Raw genomic sequence first — 18,668 nt, 5'->3', positions numbered from 1 at the left:
CAGCACTCGGGCCCCGACGCCAGAACATCCCTCGCGGACACCAAACGACAACGCCCGGCCGAGACTCCTGCAGAGTCTCGGCCGGGCGTTGTCGTATCAAGTGTCGTCTTGCTGGTGCGACTATTCACGTTCCACTGATGCCGCTGTGCGGAACTGGTGAGCGATCAGATCGCCTGACGCGCCTTCAAGCGACCTTCCTCTACTACCAGCACGCGATCCGCGACCTTGCGCAGCAACGCCGCATCATGACTGACCAGAACCAGCGCCGTGCCCTGCTCGCGCACCATCTTCACCATGCAGGCGATCACCTCCTGCTGGACCAGCGGGTCGAGGCGTGAGGTCGGCTCATCGGCGAACACGAAGCGCGGCTTGATCAGCATCAGACGCAACAGCGCGAAACGCTGCAGCTCGCCACCCGAGACCTGTCCCGGCAGACGCGAGAGCAATTCCGGCGCCAGGCTCAGTTGCTCCATCAGCTGCGGCAGCTGGCTGTCGTCGAGACGATGGCGTGCGCTGAGATCCTTCAACAGGCGCCCCAGTGTCCGGCGTGGCGGGAAGGTCGCCACGGGGTCCTGATAGAGCTTCTGATACTCCAGGCGTTCGGCATGCTGGACAACGCGTCCTGAATGCGGTGGCAACAGGCCGAGCAGCGCATCGCCCAGCGATGACTTGCCACAGCCTGAAGCGCCCTGGACGCCGATGATCTCACCGCCCTTCACGCTGAGTTCCACGTCACGCAGCAATGTGGTGTCCCCGCGCGCGATGGTCAGATTCTCGGCGCGGATGATGGTCTCGCCTGCCGCCTTGCCATCACGGCTTGCACTGTCGGCTACCGGCTTGAAGGCGGCCGCCGGCCAGGCCTGCGGCGCGGCATTCACCAGGCGTCGGGTATAGGCATGTGTCGGCGCGGCCAGCACGTCACGCGTCGCGCCCTGCTCGATCACCTGGCCCCTGCGTACCACCATCAGGCGGCCGCCGATCTGGTGCGCCAGCGCCATGTCATGGGTGATGACCATCAAGCCGGCACGCGGTGTCTCGGCCAGTGACTTGAGCAGCAGCTCGCCGATCTCGCTGACGCGGGCAGCGTCCAGCCCCTTGGTCGGCTCGTCAGCGATCAACAGCGGTGCGCCGCCGGCGCGGGCAGCGGCAAAGGCCACACGTTGCGCCATGCCACCGGACAACTTGCCCGGCAACTGCTCGCTGGCCGCGGCGACCCCCAGCTGCTCCAGATCACTGCGCGCGGCCGCGTGGGAGGCCTGTGCCGAACGCCCCGCGACCAGTCGATATGCCTCTCCGACCTGACGAATCACCTTCATCAACGGGTCCAGCGCCAGCCAGGGCTCCTGGGGCAATACCGCCAGGCGGCGACCCCAGAGCGGGCGACGATTCTCTGGCGTGTGCAGAGGATATTGCTCGCCGCCGAGCCACAGGCTGCCGGAGGCCACAAGCTCCCGGGGCAGCGTGCCCAGCAGTGCCTGAGCCAGCAGACTCTTGCCGGACCCCGTCTCACCGATCACCACCAGCGGCTCGCCCGCCTTGAGCGCAAGCGAGACAGGCTCCAGCAGCGCCGTCTGCGCGCCCCGGACCCGCACGCTCACATCCTCGGCACTTAGCACCACATCATCCGCCGTTGCCCCATGCCGCGTGTGAGAGGCAGGCGTAGTCATTGTCGCGACATTCATGGGCGCGCTCCTTCGAGGGTGTCCGCGGCGGTTGACGTTCTGGCCTTGCTACCGGACATCAGCAACAGCCCAAGCAACAGCAGGAAGGTGACCAGCACCGGCGTCAGCAGCGCGAACGGTGCTTCACGCCAGTACGGCAACAGCTCGACCATCATGGTGCCCAGCTCTGGCGTGGGCTCCGGAATGCCGACGTGCACGAAGCCCAGCGCGGCAATCGCCATCAGGGCGTTGGCCATGCCGAAGGCCATCGCCGTCATCATCACGGGCGCCATTTCCGGCCACAGGTGATGACGAAAACGGTACCAGGCCCCGAAGCCCAACAGACGGCTGGCCTCCACACCGGGACTCGCCAGCACGCTGCGACCGGTGGCGCGTGCCAGGCGGAAGAATTCCACCCACAGCACCAGCGACAGACCCAACCACAATGCCAGCGGCGTCGACGGCAGAATGACGCTGACCATCAGCACCAGCAGCAGCCCCGGCAATGCCAGCAGGCTGTCTGCCACCAGGCTCAACAGGCGCTCGGCCCAGCCACCGCGCCCCGCCGCCAGCAGGCCCAGCGAGATGCCCGAAAATGCGGCCAGAATCACCGCCCCCGCGGCAATGGAAAGCGACAGCCCAAGCGCCGCCACCAGGCGGTGATACAGGGAGCGCCCAAGGTGGTCATAGCCCAGCGGGGCGCTGGTGATCACCTCGCCGGCGTCAGAGAAACCAACGGCATCTGCGCCCTGCAGCGCACGATAGAGATGCTGCTCCAACGGGTCTCCCGGTATCACCAGATTGCCCAGCAAGGCCAGCAGCACCAGACTGGCGACCATCGCGGCCCCGATCACGCGGCGCAACGGCCAGTCAAGACGGGGACGACGCACGGCTTCCACGCGCTGCGGCGCAAGCCCTTCCACCACCTGATTCATTTCACACCCCGTGGGTCCAGTTGGCGACCCAGCAGATCGACCAGCAGATTGATCAAGACAAAGCCGACGCCCAGCACCAGGGCGGTGCCCTGCACCATCGGCACATCGCGCGAGAAGATGGCGTGCACCAGCGCATGGCCGATGCCCGGCCAGCCGAAGATGCTCTCGATCACCACCACCCCTTCCACCAGGGTCACGAACTGCAGCCCCAGGTAGGTCACCAGCGGCAAGGCCACATGGCGCAGGCCGTGACGCCAGAAGGTCTGGGCGTTGCTGAGGCCCTTCCAGCGTGCGAAATCATGGAAGGCCGTCTGGGTGACGGCGGCCATGGCATCACGTGCCAGGCGTGCCGATACCGCTGCCAGCCCGAGCGCCAGCGTCATCGCCGGCAGAATGAAGTGCTGCGGCTCACCGTGGCCGGCGGCCGGTAGCAGGCCCATCTCCACCGAGATCAGCAGGATCAGCACCAGCGCCAGCAGGAACTGCGGCGTGGCACGCAGCAGACTGCAGACGGCCAGCAGGCTACGGTCCAGCCAGCCACCGGCACGCAGACCAGCCAGCAGCCCCAGCGGCGGGCCGATCAGCAGCGAGATGCCCAGCGCCGCGCCGGCGAGCGACAGGGAGTTGCCCAGCTGATGACGAATCTCAACCCACACCGATTCACCGGAAATCAGCGAGGTGCCAAGCTCCAGGCGCAGGATATCGCCCAGCCAGTAAAGGAAGTGCAAGCCGCCCTGTGCCTCGAGGCCCAGTTCGGCGCGTACCGAGGCCGCAGCGGCCGCATCCAGCGCATCATAGCCATAGCGGCCGGCCGCGATACGCCAGGCGGCATCGCCGGGCAGACTCTGCATCATCAGATAGCTGGCGCCGCCAACCATCAGCACCACCATCAATAGCTGCAACAGACGTGAAGGGAGATTCATTGTGCCCACCGCAATTCTGAAAGGCCGAAACTACGCTCCCAGGGGTCTACCTGAGCGCTTTGCAGTCGATTGGAGATCGCCAGGTTCTGGTAGTACCAGGCGATGGGGATCACGGGCAGCGCCCGCTGGATCACGCCGCTGGCCTGGGCGCGCGGGTCCTGCCCTGCCGGCGTGGGCCCATAGCCCTCGCGCGCCATGCGCTCAAGCTCGGCGGTGAAGTCCGCATCGAACCAGCCCATCGCGCCCCAGTCGCCACCGGGGGACTCGGGGGTTCCCGCGTAATCGCTCAGCACGTTGCCGATGGGGTCCGGCACCATGGCCAGATTGCGTGCGAACAGCGCCATGTCGAGGCTGCCGTCATGATGGCCGGCCGGAATCGCCGAGAAGTTGGTGATATCCAGACGCGTCTGGATACCGATGGCGTGGAACTGGCGCTCCAGCACCGTGGCGACCAGCGGCAGCTCCGGGCGGTCCGAGAAGGTGATCAGGCTGATCGCGAGACGCTGGCCATCCTTGTGGCGGATGCCCTCCTCGCCGACGGTCCAACCTGCGGCGTCCAGCAATGCACGCGCCTCGGCGACATCCTGATGCAGCTCGGGCAGTGCGGGGTCATGCCAGCCTTCCACCATCGGCGGGAACAGCTGGCTGGCGCCACGCGGATAGCGCAGCACGACCTGCGCGATGGCGGTACGATCGATCGCCAGACTCAATGCACGCCGTACAGCGGGGTCCTGAAAGGCCGGATGATTGGCGTTGACCTTCAACAGCATCGTGCGCGGCGTCGCGGCCGCCGCCAGAGTCACACGCGGCGACTGGGAGAGACGCTGGCGACTGGCGGGGTCCAGCCCGTAGGTGAAGTCGGCATCTCCGCTCTCGGCGATCAATGCCCTGCCCTCGGCGCGGCTCACCGCCTGATAGCGCGCCTGGCGCACCTCGGGCTGCGGGCCCCAGTAGTCCTCGAAGGCGGTGACTTCCAGGCTCAAGGGCGGCGTCATGCGCAGCATGCGATAGGGGCCTGTGCCGATGACCTGCTGGGCGGTGCCCGTCTCATCGAAGGCTGCCGGCGCGAGTATCTGCTGGCGATAATCGGCCAGATAGGCGGGCAATGCCGCGAAGGGCTCGCTGAGGGCAATCACCAGCGTCTGGGCATCTTCGGCGACGATCCGCTCGACCGGCACCGACTTCAGAAGGCCCGGCTTGGCACGTGCGATCTCGAGCACCTGACGCGCCACCTCGGCATCCAGCTGGCTGCCATCATGGAACTGCACGCCGGAGCGGAGCGTGAAGCGCCACTCCAGGCCGTCATCCGAGACCTCCCAATCGGTCGCCAATCCCGGCTGCAGCTCTCCCGTGGCATCCACCTCGACCAGTGTCTCGACGATCTGCATGCGCTGGAAAAGAATGCCGCTGAGCAGCGGGTCCGCCCCCTTGATGTCGAAGGGTGCGACAATCTCCAGACGTCGTGTGTCAGCCGCAGACGCTTGCGCCGCTGAGGCATCTTGCGCATGGCTGGGCTGCACCATGGCCAGGCTCAGCGCGACGCTGGCGACGGCCAGCTGCCTGCGATCGTGAAGGAAGGTTCGGTATTGCCACCGAAGCCTTGAGAGAAATTTGACCATCGATATCGCGCGTCCCGAGCAAGAGCATGGATGCCGACGCGCAACCGGCGCCGACGAACAAAAACGCAATGTTATAGTGTAACCATTACGTTTTGGCAACTCTCGACTCATCTTCTACGACTGGGCAAGGCTGGACAGGCACTTGAGAGGCACTTGCGAGGTGCTTCAGAGATGCTGAACAAGTACTGGACAGGCATTCACTTGTCAGCGGCAACCCAACATCCGATGATAGATGGCAAACTACATTAGTATGCGCTAACCGACTGGTCCGCTATTCTGGACGAATGGTCATCAGTCCGCGCATCTGTGCCCCTACCCTCAACAATAAGCGACAGGATCATGGATGATCTCAGCATTACCCCTATCAGCGATTCGGCTTGCAGCAGCTATCTGAGCGCCGCGGCTCGGCGACTGTGCTGCGGCAACATGCTAGCGACCTACAAACGGCATGGCATGAGCTGGGACGAGGAGTTGTTCAGCGAGCGCTGGCGGGACAACGAGAACTACGCGATACGTATCAATGGCGAATGGGTCGGCTTCATCAGCCTCAAGGCCCTGCCGGACATCCTGTATCTGCGCGACCTGCAACTGGTGCCACATTGGCAAGGCCGTGGTGTCGGCTCCGCCTGCCTGAACTGGTTGATCCAGCTGGCAACGCAGCAGGAGTACGGCCAGTCGCTGATGAAAGACCGCGCCTCCGAGCTCTCCCCGGGCGCTCAGCCCTGCCCGCGCGCGCTGCGCCTGAGAGTCTTCTCCGACAGCCCGGCATTGGCGCTCTACCAGCGCCACGGCTTCACCCTGGTCAATGAGCAGTGCACCCCGACGCGCAGTGGCAGCATCATGGCACTGGAAAGACCCCTCGCCTTCCAGACAGCGCCGACGCTCGCCCCGCGGGGTGATCACGCCCCCCTGCCCCTGTCGGGCAATGCCTCTCTCGACACGATCATCGACGACCTTACCGAGGAAGACGCCTTGACGATCACCGCCAAGCGCAAGCGACAGTCCCCTCCGGCCGCGCGGAATATCGCGCATCATTAGGCGATTTCCCGTGCGCGATTTCCGCCAGATACGACAATGCCCGGTCATAGGACCGGGCATTGTCGTTCAGGGCTCATTCACCATCATGGGGTGAGATTTTACTGCGCTGATGGCTGATGGGCTCCTCCTCAGCGGGCGAGGAAGTCCAGGATATAGCGCACGGTATCCTGCGGCTTTTCATCCGTCACCCAGTGACCGGCATCCTTCACCCAGATCAGCTCGGCACCCGGAATGGCATCTGCCAGCATCGGGGCGTAATCCGGCTTCTGGAAGTTGTCCTTGTCGCCCCACAGCACCAGAGTCTTGATCTCGATATTCTTGAGCTCACCGGCGATGGCCTGGGTGTATTCCTTGTTGAGACGACGCATGTTGCGGAAGAAAGCCGCCTTGCCTTGCTCGCTGTTCCACTGGGACACATAGCGCTCGACCATCTCTTCGGTCGCGACGGCCGGATCATGCACACCACTGGGCATGAAGCCGCGCATGGTGCTGATGAATTCCTCGACGCTGGTCGCTTCCTCGACGCCCGGCTCCAACAGCTGCTTGAACTCCGGGATCGGCCAGGAATCGAAGCATACGCTGTCGATCAGTACCTGACGGCGAACACGCTCGGGATGATTGACGGCCATCAGCTGACCGATACCCCCACCGATATCATGCGAGACGACATCCGCACTCGCCACACCCAGTGAATCCATCAACTTGATGAAGATGCGTGTCTGGGCATTGATGGAAACGTCAGCATCCACCGGCATGTCCGACTCGCCATAGTTGAGCATGTCCGGGGCGATGACTCGATAATGCCTGGCCAATTCCGGCATCACATCACGCCACATCAGCTTGTTGGTCGGAATGCCGTGAATCAACAACAGCGGCTGACCTTCACCCATTTCCTTGTAGGCGATGCGGTGACCTTCGATCATCGCATAACGGGTTTCCAGGGCTTCCATTGTCACGTTGTCGTGGCTCATTGCTGACCTCTTCGCTTGATGAATACTCAATCACGGCCTGGCGAAACAGTGCTATATCGCGGTGTTACCGTGAACGTGGGACCACCTTACGGATTCCTGAGCGATCACTCAAGCACGATTTTGATTGATTGCTCAAAATACGCTTTAATGGCCCCATCAAATTCAAGGGAAACGCCCATGGCCCGTGTCATCAACCGCAGTCTGCTCGATCTTCGCCGTCTGACCATCAACCTGGTGACCTACCCCGAAGGCCACAGCGTGATGCGCCACAACGACCCGATGGGCAGCGGCAGCTACTACAAGCTCAATATCGTGCTCAAGAAGCCCCGCCAGGGCGGTGTCTTCGAGACCGATGGCAGCCTCTTTCGCCTCGCGGACCGCGTGGTGCTGTTTCGCCCCGACCTTCACGAACACAGCGTCAGCCGCATCGAGCGCGGTAAACGCGTACTGCTGAGCATCGCCTTGCACGCGCCCTGGCGCTGACCCGCAACGAAACTGCGCTCAAGAACCTGACCCAAAAGCGGATAATGAGACAGATAGCGGGTAGCGCCAAGTGACAAAAAAACGCCAGTCAGCAATCGCTGACTGGCGTTCTTTCCCACCTGAATCCAGGCCAGGAACGACGGGCTCGACAATGTGTTGCCTCGGCTATTCCATCCGGTCCAGCCCGACGCGATAACGGGCAAAGCCCATCTCGTCCTGATCCACCAATGTCATCGGGTAGACCGCCTGGGCATCAATGAACTGCTGCGCATCCGAGCCGGGGGCGGTGGTGAAGCGAATGTCCAGCGCGGTATCGGTGTCGATCGCGGCCAGCCGCCAGTTGTGATCCGCTGCCGGGTCCACCGCGCCCAGCTGCTGCGTCTGGCGCGAGATGTACTGGGCCAGAATGCTGCGATTTTCATCCGGTGACGCGAAGGCGACATGTGACTCACCGGTGCCGGGGAAGTCCTCGCCGTAGGCGCGATAATTGTTGGTCGCGAGCAGGAAGACATCGTCGTCCTTGACCGGCTCGCCCTGGTAGGTGAGGCCCTGGATACGGTGGGCATCGGCCTCGATCAGCGTGCAATTGCCGTCGTAACGCGCCGGCTGCGTGACATCCACCCGATAGTCGACGCCGTCGATCACGTCGAAGTTGTAGCTGCGGAAACCTTCCCAGTTGATCAAGGCCTGGGGCGTGGCGAGATCCGGATCAATGCGATGGAACTGGCCGGCGCTGCACTCGAGCCATTCCCGCACTTCCCTGCCGGTGACCTTGAGCGCCACCAGCGTATTCGGATAGAGATAGAGATCGGCGGCATTGCGGAAGCTCAGCTCGCCCGCCTCCATCTCGGTGAACTGGGTCGGATCATTGTGACGGCCACCGACCTTGAACGGCGCAGCCGCCGAGAGAATCGGCAAGCCTTCCAGGTCCGGGTCGCCTTCGACGAAGCGTTTGACGTAATCGGCCTGGGCGCGATTGACGATCTGGATCGTCGGGTCGTCCTGCACCAGCGCCAGATAGCTCTTCATCGCCGCACTGGCGCGGCCGATGCTGCGATTGACGTACTCGCGCGTGGCGTCGTGCTCATGATCGACCAGCGCCGCCAGTTCGGCATCTTCCGCCACCTGTGCCTCGCCACCCACCTGAATCGGTCGGGCTTCTGTCTGACCGCTCACTACCCGCCACTGGCCCGAGGCATTGCTCAGTTCGAGATCCATCACGCCTACATGGCTGCCCCAGTGCCCCGGCATCATCGCCGGCACGCCATTCAGGGTGCCCCTGGCGATATCGGCCCCCGGTACCTCGGCGAATTCCTCGCTGGGGAAGACGGCATGGGCATGCCCGAAGGCAATGCCGTCGATGCCCTCGACCTGCGAGAGGTAATACACCGAATTCTCGGCCATCACCCGGTAGGGGTCGGTCGAGATGCCGGAGTGCGGAATGGCGATCACCACATCCGCGCCCGCCCGGCGCATCTCGGGCACCCAGCGCCTGGCGCTCTCGGTGATGTCCTCGGCCGTCAGGCGGCCCTGGAGGTGCTTGCGGTCCCAGGTCATCACCTGCGGCGGTGCGAAGCCGATATAGCCGATCTTCAATGTCTGAGCGTTGCCCTCACTGTCGGTGAAGGCATGGGCGGTGATCTGGTAGGGCGTGAAGTACGGCTCGCCTGTCGTGGCGTCCAGCAGGTTGGCGTTCACATAGGGGAACTGCGCGCCGGACAGCGTCCGTTCGAGATACTCGAGCCCGTAATTGAATTCATGATTGCCGATATTGCCGACATCGTAATCAAGCTGATTCATGACCTTGTAGGCCGGGAAGACATCGCCCTCCTCGAGACCTTCTGCCGCCATGTAATCGCCCATCGGGCTGCCCTGGATGAGGTCGCCATTATCCAGCAGCACGCTGTTGGCCACCTCGGCACGCGCCTGCTTGATCAGACTCGCCGCGCGTACCAGGCCGATGCGCACGCTGGGCCGGTCCTTGTAATAGTCGTAATCCATCACGTTGGCGTGGATGTCGGTGGTCTCGATCACGCGCAGTGACAGCGTCGCGGCATTGGCTGGCTGAGCGATCATGAAGATACCTCCGAGACTGGCCAGGCCAAGGATGGCTGCCCGCAGACGCTGCTTGCGTTGACGCCCGGGGTGCTGCGCAACAGCTGGCGTGTCAGACGCCCGTTGATCTTCGCTAGCCGATGAAGCATTCGCCATCTCTCACTTCCTTGTCATGGGGGGATGTGCCAGTGCCCCTTGGGGGCAGCGCTCCATTATTCAGATGCCGACGCCTCAGGCAACTGGCGGTCCCTGCCCGCCAGCCAGCCGACACCTGCCATCAGCACACTGAGGACGGCGCAGACCATCAGTGCCAGCTGCCAATTGCCCTGCATGTCGTAGAGCGCGCCGATCAGCGGCGGTCCCATGGCCGCGAGCAGATAGCCCAGCGTCTGCGCCATGCTCGACAGTGAAGCCGACTGCATGGCATCGCGCGCCCGCAGCCCCATGAATGACAAGGCGAGAATGAAGCTGGCCCCGGAGCCCGCGCCCAGCAACAGCACCCACACCAGTGCCCACTCCGGCATCAGCCATAGCCCGATGAACCCCGCCAGCGACATGCAGGGCGTCGCGAAGGCGATCAGGCGTTGATCCTTCAGGCGCGGCATCAGGGGCACCAGAATCAATCCCGGCAAGGCCGAAGCCAGCTGGAGTAGACCATGCAACGAGCCCGCCTTCTCGGCCGAGAAGCCATTGTCCGCCAGCATGCTCGGCAGCCAGCTGTTGACGGTATAGAACAGCAGCGAATTGATGCCCATGAACAGCGTCACCTGCCAGGCCAGTGGCGAATGCCACACCGCTGCCTGACGCACCGGCCGCGCGGCCCCCTTCTCGACTTCCTTCTCGGCTTCCTTCGCCGCCGCCGGCAGGGAGCGACGTGACAACTGCGGCCACCACACCCCCATCGTCACCAATGGCAAAACGACCACTATGAGCATCGCGTACTGCCAGCCAGCGCTGCTGCCCTGGGCCAACGGCACCATCAGCGCCGAGGCGATGGCGGCCATGATGCCCATGGTCAGCACATAGCAGGAGGTCAGCAGCGCGACATGCTGCGCAAAGCTGCGTTTGACCAGACTGGGCAGCAGCACATTGCCCACGGCGATACCCGCCCCGATCAGGCCGATACCCAGGTAGAGGGCCAGCATGCTGCCCTGCACCCGCAGCGCGATGCCTGCGGCAATCACCACCAAGGCGAGGAAGAGACTGCGTTCAAGCCCGAGACCTCTGGCGAGGCGCGGCACCCAGGGTGAGACGACGACGAAGGCCAGCAGCGGCAGGATCATCAACAGGCCAGCCGCCGTGGCATTGAAGCCCAGCGCTGCCTGCAGGCGCTCCAGCAGTGGCGCGATACTGGTGAAGGGCGCACGCAGGTTCATGGCAATCAACAGGATACCGGCGATCAACACGGCCGGATGGCTCAGTCGCCGGACAGGAGACGAGTGGCAGAGTTCAGTCATGAGGCGCTCGCAGCGATCGTGAAACGGGGTAATGGCGGGAGGACACCCAAGAGATGAGTCCGCGCACAGAGTGAGGCTAGCTTAATCCCCTCGCCCACTGCAGAATTGAGCCATCATGACATCAGATCACTGAAATCAGACAATCTGCGAGCCGCCATGTCAGTGACCATACCCGTCCTACCGTCATCGCCCGAGGTCAGCACCCGTGGCCCCGATCAGGTGCCCTTCTCCAGCAGCGTCTGCGAGCACGACCCGGACATCTACGAGATTCCGGCCAGCGCCCTGCATGTCGAGACCGGCCAGCAGGTGATGGAGGTGCCGATCCACCAGCATCGCAAGGGACAGCTGGTGATCGCCCTGCATGGCGTGGTGACCAGTCGCGTGCCGGAAGGTCTGTGGATGGTGCCGCCGCACAGCGGGGTCTGGATTCCCGGCAACCTGCCCCACAGCAATCATCTGACCCGTGGCGGCCGCGTCTGCCACCTGTTCATCGAGCCCGGTGCGCTCGAGATGCCAAGCCACAGCTGCACGCTGTCGATCTCGCCCCTGCTGCGTGAGCTGGTGTTGCGCCTGGCGGAGCTACCCCAGCCATATCCTGAACAGGGGCCGACAGCGCGGCTGGTCGGCGTGCTGCTGGAAGAGCTGGCCTGCATGCCAAGCGAATGTCTGCATCTACCCTTGCCCGAAGACCCGCGGCTGACCCGCATCAGCGATGCCCTGATCAAGACCCCGGACGACCGACGCACCCTGGCCGAGTGGGCGAGCGAACTGGCGATGAGCGAACGCACCCTCGCCCGACTTATCCAGCGTGACACCGGCTTGAGCTTCAGCCGCTGGCGTCAGCAACTGCACCTGGTGGTGGCGATTCGCCTGCTGGCCGAGGGCATGAGCGTGCAGCGCGTCTCGGAAGACGTCGGCTATCAGTCCGTCAACGCATTCATCAGCATGTTCAAGAAGCTGCTCGGTACCACGCCCGCCCGCTACCTGCAGGAACGCGAGCAACGCCGCTCGGGCAGTGGCATGGGCGGCGCGTGACGGCGACGCTTACTGAGTGGCCGCCTGCGCCACGCTGACGGCCAACGCTTCGACGGAATCCACTATCGGCAGCCGGTCATCGAGCAGATGGCTGATAATGGAGAGCTCCGTGCAGGCCAGTACCAGCACATCGGCTTCCTGCGCCACCAGGTCAGCAGCTGCCTGACGGAAGGCTCCCCCGACGGCGTCATCACTCACCTGGCCTTTCTTGACGCTGCGAATCACCTCCAGCATCGCGTCCTCATCCTGGGGATAGGCCAGCGACAGACCACGCGACTCGATGAAGCCTTCGTAAAGGCCAATCTTGCGCAGCGCCGGGGAACACAGCATGCCGACACGTGCGCCCGGCCACTGCGCCGCCACCCGGTCCAGGGTGCGCTCGACGATATGCCACACCGGAATCGAGACGGCGTCCTGCGCATCCTGCCAGTAGTAGTGGGCGGTGTTGCAGGGCATGACCAGAAAATCACACCCGGACTGCTCCAGTCGCTGGGCCATTTCCGCGATGGCAGGCCCCGGAGAGACATCGCCCCCTTCCAGCAGCGCCTTGATGCGCGACGGCACCTTGGGATTGTTGTCGACCACCATATGTACATGGTCGATGTCGTCCTCGGCCGGCGTAGCCTGGATCACCTGCTGCATGAAGGCCACCGTGGCATCCGGCCCCATGCCGCCCAACACGCCCACGACGATATGTTCTGCGCCCGAGGCGTCATGCGAGCTTCTCATTGGTCGTTCTCCGACAACACTCTCACTGAAGATCAAGGCTCGAGAGGATGGCGACGTGGCCGGCATCCTCTCGAGAAACTGTTTCATGAGGCACTGTTCACGAAGGGCTGTGTTCACCCTCCGCTGCGCCGCTAGAAGCCCATCATGTCCGGCAGCCACATCGTCAGCTGCGGCACGAAGGCCAGCAGCAAGGCGATCAGCACCATGGTGCCGACCAGCGGCAGTGCACGCACCGAGATCTTCTCGATGGACACGTTGGCGATGCTGGAGCTGATGAACATGTTCTCGCCCAGCGGCGGGGTCGAGAAGCCGATCCCGAGACTCACCACCAGCACGATCCCGAAGTGCACCGGGTCGACGCCCAGCTCCACCATCACCGGCAGCAACACCGGCGTGACGATCATGATGGTGGCCAGAATCTCGATGAACATGCCGACGATCAGCAGGAAAGCTATCACCAGCACCCACACCAGCCACAGGCTGTCGGTGATGTTGAGGATGCCCTGGGCGATCATGGCCGGAATGTGATGCTCCACCAGGATGCGACCGAAGGCGGTGGCGGTGAACATGATGATCAGCACGCGACCGGTCAGCCAGGTCGTGTTCTGGAAGGCTTCATTCAAGCCCAGCAGCGAGGACTCCTTGTGAATGAAGACACCGACGAACAGCGCATAGAAGATCGAGACGACGGCGGCTTCGGTCGGCGTGAAGAGACCGCTGTAGATGCCGCCGAGGATGACCACCGGTGCCATCAATGACCAGAAGCCTTCCTTGAGCACCTTGAAGACACGCGCCTTGTCGTACGGCTCGCCCTGGGCCTGATAGCCGTTGCGCTTGGCGGTGATGTAGTTGGCGATCATCAGGGCCGCCCCCAGCATGATGCCCGGGATGACACCCGCCATGAACAACGCCGAGATCGATTCGTTGGCGGTCACCCCGTAGATGACCAACGGCATGCTGGGCGGAATCACGACGCCCAGTCCGCCAGCAGTGGCGGTGATCGCCGCCGGATAGCTGCGGCCGTAGCCACGTTCGATCATCGCCGGAATCACCAGCATGCCCACGGCCGCCGTGGTCGCCGGACCCGAGCCGGAGATGGCGCCGAAGAACATGCAGGCCATCACCGCTGCCGCCCCCAGGCCACCTGCGGCCGGCCCCGCCAGCTCTTCGGCGATACGAATCAGACGCCGCGCGATGCCGGCGTCGCCCATCAGGGCGCCCGCCAGAATGAAGGACGGCAGTGCCATCAGCGGGAAGGAGTTGATCGCCGAGAACGCCAGCTCCACCAGTGAGGTGATGTCATCACCACTGACGACATAGACCGCCATGGACGCCACCCCAAGGGCAACGACGATGGGTGAGCCCAGAAACAGCAGTGCACCGAACAGAGAGAACAGAATAGTCGCGGCCATGGCATCAGCCTCCCATCTTGGCGGTGCGGGTGTCATCGGCGGCATCCGGGGCCGCTTCCGTGATGCGCTTCACTTCCTCGTCGTCCACGTTGCCAGGCTCGATGCCTCTGACCAGCTTGAGGAACTGCACCTGCAATACGCGAAAGGCCATCAAGGTGAAGGCCACGGGGAAGATGTAATAGACGTAGGCGAGCGACCAGCCGAGCGCCGGTGACTCATAGGGAAACTCGGTGAGAAGCCCGATCAGATCCAGGCTCTTGTAGGCGATGATCAGGCTGAAGAGCGCCCAGATGAGGTCGACGAACAGCAGGATGGCGTTGGCCACCTTGCGCGGCAGCAGATTGATATGGGTCTGCAGCCGATTGTGGGCACTCAGGTGAGCCGCGTGCGCAGCCCCCAGGAAGACGAACCAGACGAAGGCGTAGCGTGCCAGCTCTTCCATCCATGCCATGCCGATACCGAACACGACACGCAATACCACTTGGGAAAACAGCAGGAGTACGAAGACCGCGAGCAGAAAGCGGCAGGCGTAATCCTCGATATTGTTCAATCTGGCCAACATGCGAGCCTCCTTCACGATGAACTGTGAGAGGGATACCAGCACTGTCTGGTATCCCTGCTCGATAGCATTGAACGCAGCGGGGGTCGCTCAGGCGTCATTCACGCTGACGCCGCGAGCGATCCCGCCCACTCGGGCTCAGTGGCCCAATGCTTTCTGCAATTCGTCGAAGGATTCCTTGCCGCCGATCTCTTCATAGAACTGCGGCCAGACTTCTTCCTTGGCAATGCTGATCCACTTGTCCTCGTCGGTCAGCTGGGCGGACTGCACCCCTTCCGCTTCCATGGCAGCACGCGCCTGAGAGGCCTCGGTCAGCTGGAATTGAAGCGCATAGAGCTGGGCTTCCAGGCCGGCGCGATCGATGATCTCGCGCTCCTCGTCAGAGAGCTTGTTGTAGGTACGCACTCCCATGACGATCGGCTGCAGGGAGTACTGGTAGTGGACCTCGGTCAGATACTTCTGCACTTCCTGGAACTTCATCGTGTAGTTGACGATGTCCGGGTTGTCCTGGCCATCGATCACGCCCTGCTGCAGACCGGTGAAGACTTCCGGCCACGACATGCTGATCGGGCTGGCGCCCCAGGCCTGATAGGTGGCGAGCATGATCTTGTTCTGCGGCACACGGATCTTCATGCCTTCAAGGTCTTCCAGCGACGTCACCGGACGCTTGGAGTTGGTCAGATAACGGAAGTTGGAATACAGCCAGCTGACGATGTGGACGCCGGCCTGTTTCTCGGCGATCTGGTTCCATTCATCCGCCAGCGGGCCGGTGGTGGCCTTGACGGCATCCGCATGGCTACGCAGTGCATAGGGCATGGTGAGCGCGCCGAGGCGCGGCGCGTAGGGCGTCAGGTTGCCGACGCCGATCAGCGCGAAGTCCAGCTTGCCGATGCGCGTGTCCTGGATCATGCCGGTCTCGGAGCCCAGCTGACCGCCCGGGAACAACTCCACCTGCATCTCGCCATCGGAAAGGTCCTCGACCAGTTCCTCGAAGCGCTGTGCAAGCGCGCCCTGATCCGAATCCATCGGATCGCCCATGCCGACCTTGAAGGTCTTTGCCTGGGCGGTCGCTGACATCGCCAACATCACTGCGGTTGCCAAGAGAGCTTTATTGAACATTGTTATTACTCCACTGGTTGCGGGTCCGCATGGCCTGTCACCAGGACATGCGGATTGAAGATCATGTGGCTTTCAAAGCGTTATCGTTATGGGTTCATCCCCGTCACGTGCTGCCGCCGGGCGTAGTCACGCGACGGTCGAGACAGGTCGTGCACTGTGCAGAGCGTCCTGGATCAAGTCCGCGATGACCTCACAGTCCTGCACGTCAAAGGTCAGCGGGAGACGCAGATCACACAGCGTCGCCAGCACCCGGTCGGCATTGGGCACTGCACGATGGCTGCCCAGATAGGCCCAGCTGTCGTAGCGGCTGGTGTAATCCTCCGGCAGCGGCTTGCCGTACCATTTCACCGGCAGCCCACGCGCTTCACAGCCTGCAATGAAGGCGGCGATCTGCTCGTGGGAGCACTGCACCAGCGTGAACTGGATGGAGCTTCCGACGTAGCCTTCCAGCGGGCCACGCAGGATGGGCGTGACGCCCTCCATGGCCGCGAGCCGGTCCTGCATGCGGGCATAGAGGGCATTCCAGCGCTCACGACGCTCTGCCAGCTCCCCCAGTTGCGGGCGCAGGATGGCGGCACGCAGATTGTCCATGCGACCACTCATGTTGGGGGTCTGCAGGCGCGTCTCGGCGAAGCTCTCCGCGGCCGGCGCCGCCAGGTGGCGGTCGTACAGCATGTAGGAGCCCGACAGGATGATGGCGCGTCGCATCACCTCATCATCGGCGGTCGCCAGCAGGCCACCTTCACCGGAATTGACGTGCTTGTAGGTCTGGGTGCTGTAGCAGCCGACCTTGCCGAAGGTGCCGCTGGGCTTGCCGTCGTAGCTCGCGCCCATGGTATGCGCGCAATCCTCGATCACCGTGATGCCGCGGCTGTCGCAGACCTGCATGATCGCGTGCATGTCGCCGATATGGCCGCGCATGTGCGAGAGCATGAAGAAGCGGGCCCCGCTCTGATCGGCCGCGCGTGCCAGATCCTCCGGATCGACGGTGGTGTCCTCGAGGATATCCACCAGCACCGGCTCGCCACCGGCGGCGACGATGCTGCCGGGCACCGGGGACAGGGTGAAGGCATTGCACAGCACCTTGTCACCGGCCTCGAGTCCACAGGCGCGCAGCGCCAGCTGCAGGGCGTAGCCGCCGGAGGCACAGGCCAGCGCATGGGGAATGCCCAGACTCGCCGCGAATTCCTGTTCCAGCAGCGCCGTTTCGCCCTGCTCGCCTTCCGCCAGGTTGTAGCGATGCAGGCGACCACTGCGCATCACGGCGACGGCAGCCTCGATGGCGGTGTCGGAGATGGCTTCCTGCTGGGTGAATGACTTGGCAAAACGACGCATGTGGCCTCCTCAATAACGCTTCTGGGCATAGACGGGGAAATCCCAATCCTGCTCGGGGAAGTATTTGGTGAGGCGCCAGTCACAGGCACGCGCATGGCCTTCCATCCCTTCGGTGCGCGAGATGCGCGAACCGATGGCACTGAACTTGAGGTTGGCTTCGGCACTGAGCTGTTGCGTGGTCAGTACCTTCATGAACTTGTGGACATTCAGACCGCCGGAGTAGCGACCGGCGCGCTTGGTCGGCAGGATGTGATTGGTGCCGGAACACTTGTCACCGTGGGTGACGGTGCTGCCTTCGCCCAAGAACAGAGAACCGTAGTTGCTGAGATTCTGCTTCCACCACTCCAGGTCCTCACACAGCACCTGCAGGTGTTCGCAGGCGTACTGATCACTGACCTGGACCACTTCTTCGCGGGTGTCGCACAGGATGACTTCGCCGTAGTCGCGCCAGGCGGCGTGGATGACCTCGGCGTTGGGCATGTCGTTGCCGACCAGCGGCACCAGCTCGATGACGCGGCGCGCGACCTCTTCACTGGTGGTGAACAGCCAGACCGGCGAGTTCGGGCCGTGCTCCGCCTGGGAGACGAGATCCACCGCGATGGTCATCGGGTCTGCGGTGTGATCGGCGATCACCGCTGATTCGGTGGGGCCGGCGAAGACGTCGATGCCGACCTGCCCGAACAGCAGGCGCTTGGCTTCGGCCACGAAGGCGTTGCCCGGGCCGACGAGAATGTCGGCTTCGCGCCCGCCGAACAGGCCGAAGGCCATGCTGGCGACCGCGTGAACGCCGCCCATCTCCAGGATGCGGTCGGCGCCGGCCACGTGCATGGCGTAGGCCACCGCCGGATTGATGCTGTCACCGCGCGGCGGCGAACAGGCCGTGATGTGCTTGACGCCGGCGGCCTTGGCCGTGGCGACACTCATCAGCGCCGAGGCGGCATGCGCGTAGCGTCCGCCCGGCACGTAGCAACCCGCGGCATCGATGGGCAGCACGCGCTGCCCCAGCACGACACCCGGCTCGGTCTCGATCTCGAAGGACGTCAGGCTGTCGCGCTGCGCTTCGGCGAAACGACGGATCTGGCGATGGGCGAAATCGATATCGTCCTTGACGCTCTGCGGCACGCTTTCGATCAGCGTGGCCAGCTTTTCCTCGCTGAGGACGAAATCGCCGCTCCAGTTGTCGAACTTCTCGGCATACATGCGCACGGCGTCTTCACCACGCGCGCGAATGTCCTGCAGCATGTCCTGGACGATGGCCGTGGTGCGCTGATCTTCCTCTGCCACGCCGTCGGCTGCTTCAGCCAGCTTGAGGTGTCTGATTGTCATTGTGATTCCCC

16 protein-coding genes are annotated in these 18,668 nt (G+C 63.5%); 3 read left to right on the top strand and 13 right to left on the bottom strand.

Translation table 11 applies throughout. From position 1 onward, the window contains the following. Positions 1-164 precede the first annotated feature (164 nt). The 4 genes from QD356_RS04810 to QD356_RS04795 are packed head-to-tail and all read right to left on the bottom strand — an operon-like array spanning position 165 to position 5,042. The gene (locus QD356_RS04810; protein WP_225996420.1) at positions 165-1,682 is read right to left on the bottom strand and encodes an ATP-binding cassette domain-containing protein; all 1,518 of its coding nucleotides are present in this window, start codon (positions 1,680-1,682) and stop codon (positions 165-167) included. Next, a complete protein-coding gene (locus QD356_RS04805; RefSeq protein ID WP_225996419.1) occupies positions 1,679-2,596 on the bottom strand; it encodes an ABC transporter permease subunit in 918 nt (305 codons plus the stop codon). Before QD356_RS04805 ends, QD356_RS04810 begins: the two co-directional genes overlap by 4 nt. Further along, the gene (locus tag QD356_RS04800; protein ID WP_054556011.1) at positions 2,593-3,519 is read right to left on the bottom strand and encodes an ABC transporter permease; all 927 of its coding nucleotides are present in this window, start codon (positions 3,517-3,519) and stop codon (positions 2,593-2,595) included. The genes QD356_RS04805 and QD356_RS04800 overlap by 4 nt, the downstream gene beginning before the upstream one ends. After that, complete coding sequence (locus QD356_RS04795) at positions 3,516-5,042, bottom strand: ABC transporter substrate-binding protein (protein WP_192838168.1); 1,527 nt, start codon at positions 5,040-5,042, stop codon at positions 3,516-3,518. The genes QD356_RS04800 and QD356_RS04795 overlap by 4 nt, the downstream gene beginning before the upstream one ends. A 435-nt stretch (positions 5,043-5,477) precedes the next feature. Between QD356_RS04795 and QD356_RS04790 the strand changes: the two genes are divergently transcribed. Beyond that, positions 5,478-6,176: a GNAT family N-acetyltransferase gene (locus QD356_RS04790; protein WP_192838167.1), complete on the top strand. Its 699-nt coding sequence runs from the start codon at positions 5,478-5,480 to the stop codon at positions 6,174-6,176. A gap of 128 nt (positions 6,177-6,304) precedes the next feature. Here QD356_RS04790 and QD356_RS04785 read toward each other — a convergent pair whose 3' ends face one another. Beyond that, positions 6,305-7,147 carry an alpha/beta hydrolase gene (locus tag QD356_RS04785; protein ID WP_225996418.1) on the bottom strand — a complete coding sequence of 281 codons (843 nt, stop codon included), beginning with the start codon at positions 7,145-7,147 and terminating at the stop codon, positions 6,305-6,307. 177 nt (positions 7,148-7,324) lie between these two features. Between QD356_RS04785 and QD356_RS04780 the strand changes: the two genes are divergently transcribed. Beyond that, positions 7,325-7,630, top strand: coding sequence for a hypothetical protein (locus tag QD356_RS04780; RefSeq protein ID WP_084208808.1), 306 nt, complete (start codon positions 7,325-7,327; stop codon positions 7,628-7,630). A 165-nt stretch (positions 7,631-7,795) separates the two neighbouring features. Here QD356_RS04780 and QD356_RS04775 read toward each other — a convergent pair whose 3' ends face one another. Both QD356_RS04775 and QD356_RS04770 read right to left on the bottom strand, forming a co-directional pair. After that, entirely contained in the window at positions 7,796-9,841 is a 2,046-nt protein-coding gene (locus QD356_RS04775) for a bifunctional 2',3'-cyclic-nucleotide 2'-phosphodiesterase/3'-nucleotidase (RefSeq protein WP_192838166.1), read from the bottom strand. 56 nt (positions 9,842-9,897) lie between these two features. Further along, the gene (locus QD356_RS04770; protein WP_192838165.1) at positions 9,898-11,142 is read right to left on the bottom strand and encodes an MFS transporter; all 1,245 of its coding nucleotides are present in this window, start codon (positions 11,140-11,142) and stop codon (positions 9,898-9,900) included. Positions 11,143-11,298: 156 nt separating this feature from the next. Between QD356_RS04770 and QD356_RS04765 the strand changes: the two genes are divergently transcribed. Then, positions 11,299-12,177, top strand: a complete 879-nt coding sequence (locus QD356_RS04765) for a helix-turn-helix transcriptional regulator (protein ID WP_192838164.1) — start codon at positions 11,299-11,301, stop codon at positions 12,175-12,177. Between the two features lie 9 nt (positions 12,178-12,186). On the opposite strand, the gene QD356_RS04760 is transcribed toward QD356_RS04765, so the two are convergent. From QD356_RS04760 to hisD, 6 genes are all read right to left on the bottom strand, one after another. Further along, positions 12,187-12,906, bottom strand: coding sequence for an amino acid racemase (locus QD356_RS04760; RefSeq protein WP_192838163.1), 720 nt, complete (start codon positions 12,904-12,906; stop codon positions 12,187-12,189). A gap of 131 nt (positions 12,907-13,037) precedes the next feature. After that, the gene (locus tag QD356_RS04755) at positions 13,038-14,318 is read right to left on the bottom strand and encodes a TRAP transporter large permease (RefSeq protein ID WP_043332797.1); all 1,281 of its coding nucleotides are present in this window, start codon (positions 14,316-14,318) and stop codon (positions 13,038-13,040) included. 4 nt (positions 14,319-14,322) lie between these two features. Continuing rightward, positions 14,323-14,880 carry a TRAP transporter small permease gene (locus tag QD356_RS04750; RefSeq protein WP_077376958.1) on the bottom strand — a complete coding sequence of 186 codons (558 nt, stop codon included), beginning with the start codon at positions 14,878-14,880 and terminating at the stop codon, positions 14,323-14,325. Positions 14,881-15,015: 135 nt separating this feature from the next. After that, the gene (locus QD356_RS04745) at positions 15,016-15,954 is read right to left on the bottom strand and encodes a TRAP transporter substrate-binding protein (protein ID WP_213114127.1); all 939 of its coding nucleotides are present in this window, start codon (positions 15,952-15,954) and stop codon (positions 15,016-15,018) included. Between the two features lie 168 nt (positions 15,955-16,122). After that, the gene (locus QD356_RS04740; protein WP_192838162.1) at positions 16,123-17,331 is read right to left on the bottom strand and encodes an aminotransferase class I/II-fold pyridoxal phosphate-dependent enzyme; all 1,209 of its coding nucleotides are present in this window, start codon (positions 17,329-17,331) and stop codon (positions 16,123-16,125) included. A 9-nt stretch (positions 17,332-17,340) separates the two neighbouring features. After that, a complete protein-coding gene (gene hisD, locus QD356_RS04735; RefSeq protein WP_192838161.1) occupies positions 17,341-18,657 on the bottom strand; it encodes a histidinol dehydrogenase in 1,317 nt (438 codons plus the stop codon). Between the last annotated feature and the right edge of the window lie 11 nt (positions 18,658-18,668).

The sequence above is a fragment of the Cobetia sp. 2AS genome (assembly GCF_029846355.1).
Lineage (GTDB): Bacteria > Pseudomonadota > Gammaproteobacteria > Pseudomonadales > Halomonadaceae > Cobetia > Cobetia amphilecti.
This window is presented reverse-complemented; position numbering and strand designations above follow the sequence as displayed.

What these genes read in the sequence shown, in the direction of transcription:
- QD356_RS04810 (WP_225996420.1), bottom strand. Translation starts at nt 1,682, where the DNA reads ATGAATGTCGCGACAATGACTACGCCTGCCTCTCACACGCGGCATGGG.
- QD356_RS04805 (WP_225996419.1), bottom strand. Translation starts at nt 2,596, where the DNA reads ATGAATCAGGTGGTGGAAGGGCTTGCGCCGCAGCGCGTGGAAGCCGTG.
- QD356_RS04800 (WP_054556011.1), bottom strand. Translation starts at nt 3,519, where the DNA reads ATGAATCTCCCTTCACGTCTGTTGCAGCTATTGATGGTGGTGCTGATG.
- QD356_RS04795 (WP_192838168.1), bottom strand. Translation starts at nt 5,042, where the DNA reads ATGGTGCAGCCCAGCCATGCGCAAGATGCCTCAGCGGCGCAAGCGTCT.
- QD356_RS04790 (WP_192838167.1), top strand. Translation starts at nt 5,478, where the DNA reads ATGGATGATCTCAGCATTACCCCTATCAGCGATTCGGCTTGCAGCAGC.
- QD356_RS04785 (WP_225996418.1), bottom strand. Translation starts at nt 7,147, where the DNA reads ATGAGCCACGACAACGTGACAATGGAAGCCCTGGAAACCCGTTATGCG.
- QD356_RS04780 (WP_084208808.1), top strand. Translation starts at nt 7,325, where the DNA reads ATGGCCCGTGTCATCAACCGCAGTCTGCTCGATCTTCGCCGTCTGACC.
- QD356_RS04775 (WP_192838166.1), bottom strand. Translation starts at nt 9,841, where the DNA reads ATGGCGAATGCTTCATCGGCTAGCGAAGATCAACGGGCGTCTGACACG.
- QD356_RS04770 (WP_192838165.1), bottom strand. Translation starts at nt 11,142, where the DNA reads ATGACTGAACTCTGCCACTCGTCTCCTGTCCGGCGACTGAGCCATCCG.
- QD356_RS04765 (WP_192838164.1), top strand. Translation starts at nt 11,299, where the DNA reads ATGTCAGTGACCATACCCGTCCTACCGTCATCGCCCGAGGTCAGCACC.
- QD356_RS04760 (WP_192838163.1), bottom strand. Translation starts at nt 12,906, where the DNA reads ATGAGAAGCTCGCATGACGCCTCGGGCGCAGAACATATCGTCGTGGGC.
- QD356_RS04755 (WP_043332797.1), bottom strand. Translation starts at nt 14,318, where the DNA reads ATGGCCGCGACTATTCTGTTCTCTCTGTTCGGTGCACTGCTGTTTCTG.
- QD356_RS04750 (WP_077376958.1), bottom strand. Translation starts at nt 14,880, where the DNA reads ATGTTGGCCAGATTGAACAATATCGAGGATTACGCCTGCCGCTTTCTG.
- QD356_RS04745 (WP_213114127.1), bottom strand. Translation starts at nt 15,954, where the DNA reads ATGTCAGCGACCGCCCAGGCAAAGACCTTCAAGGTCGGCATGGGCGAT.
- QD356_RS04740 (WP_192838162.1), bottom strand. Translation starts at nt 17,331, where the DNA reads ATGCGTCGTTTTGCCAAGTCATTCACCCAGCAGGAAGCCATCTCCGAC.
- hisD (WP_192838161.1), bottom strand. Translation starts at nt 18,657, where the DNA reads ATGACAATCAGACACCTCAAGCTGGCTGAAGCAGCCGACGGCGTGGCA.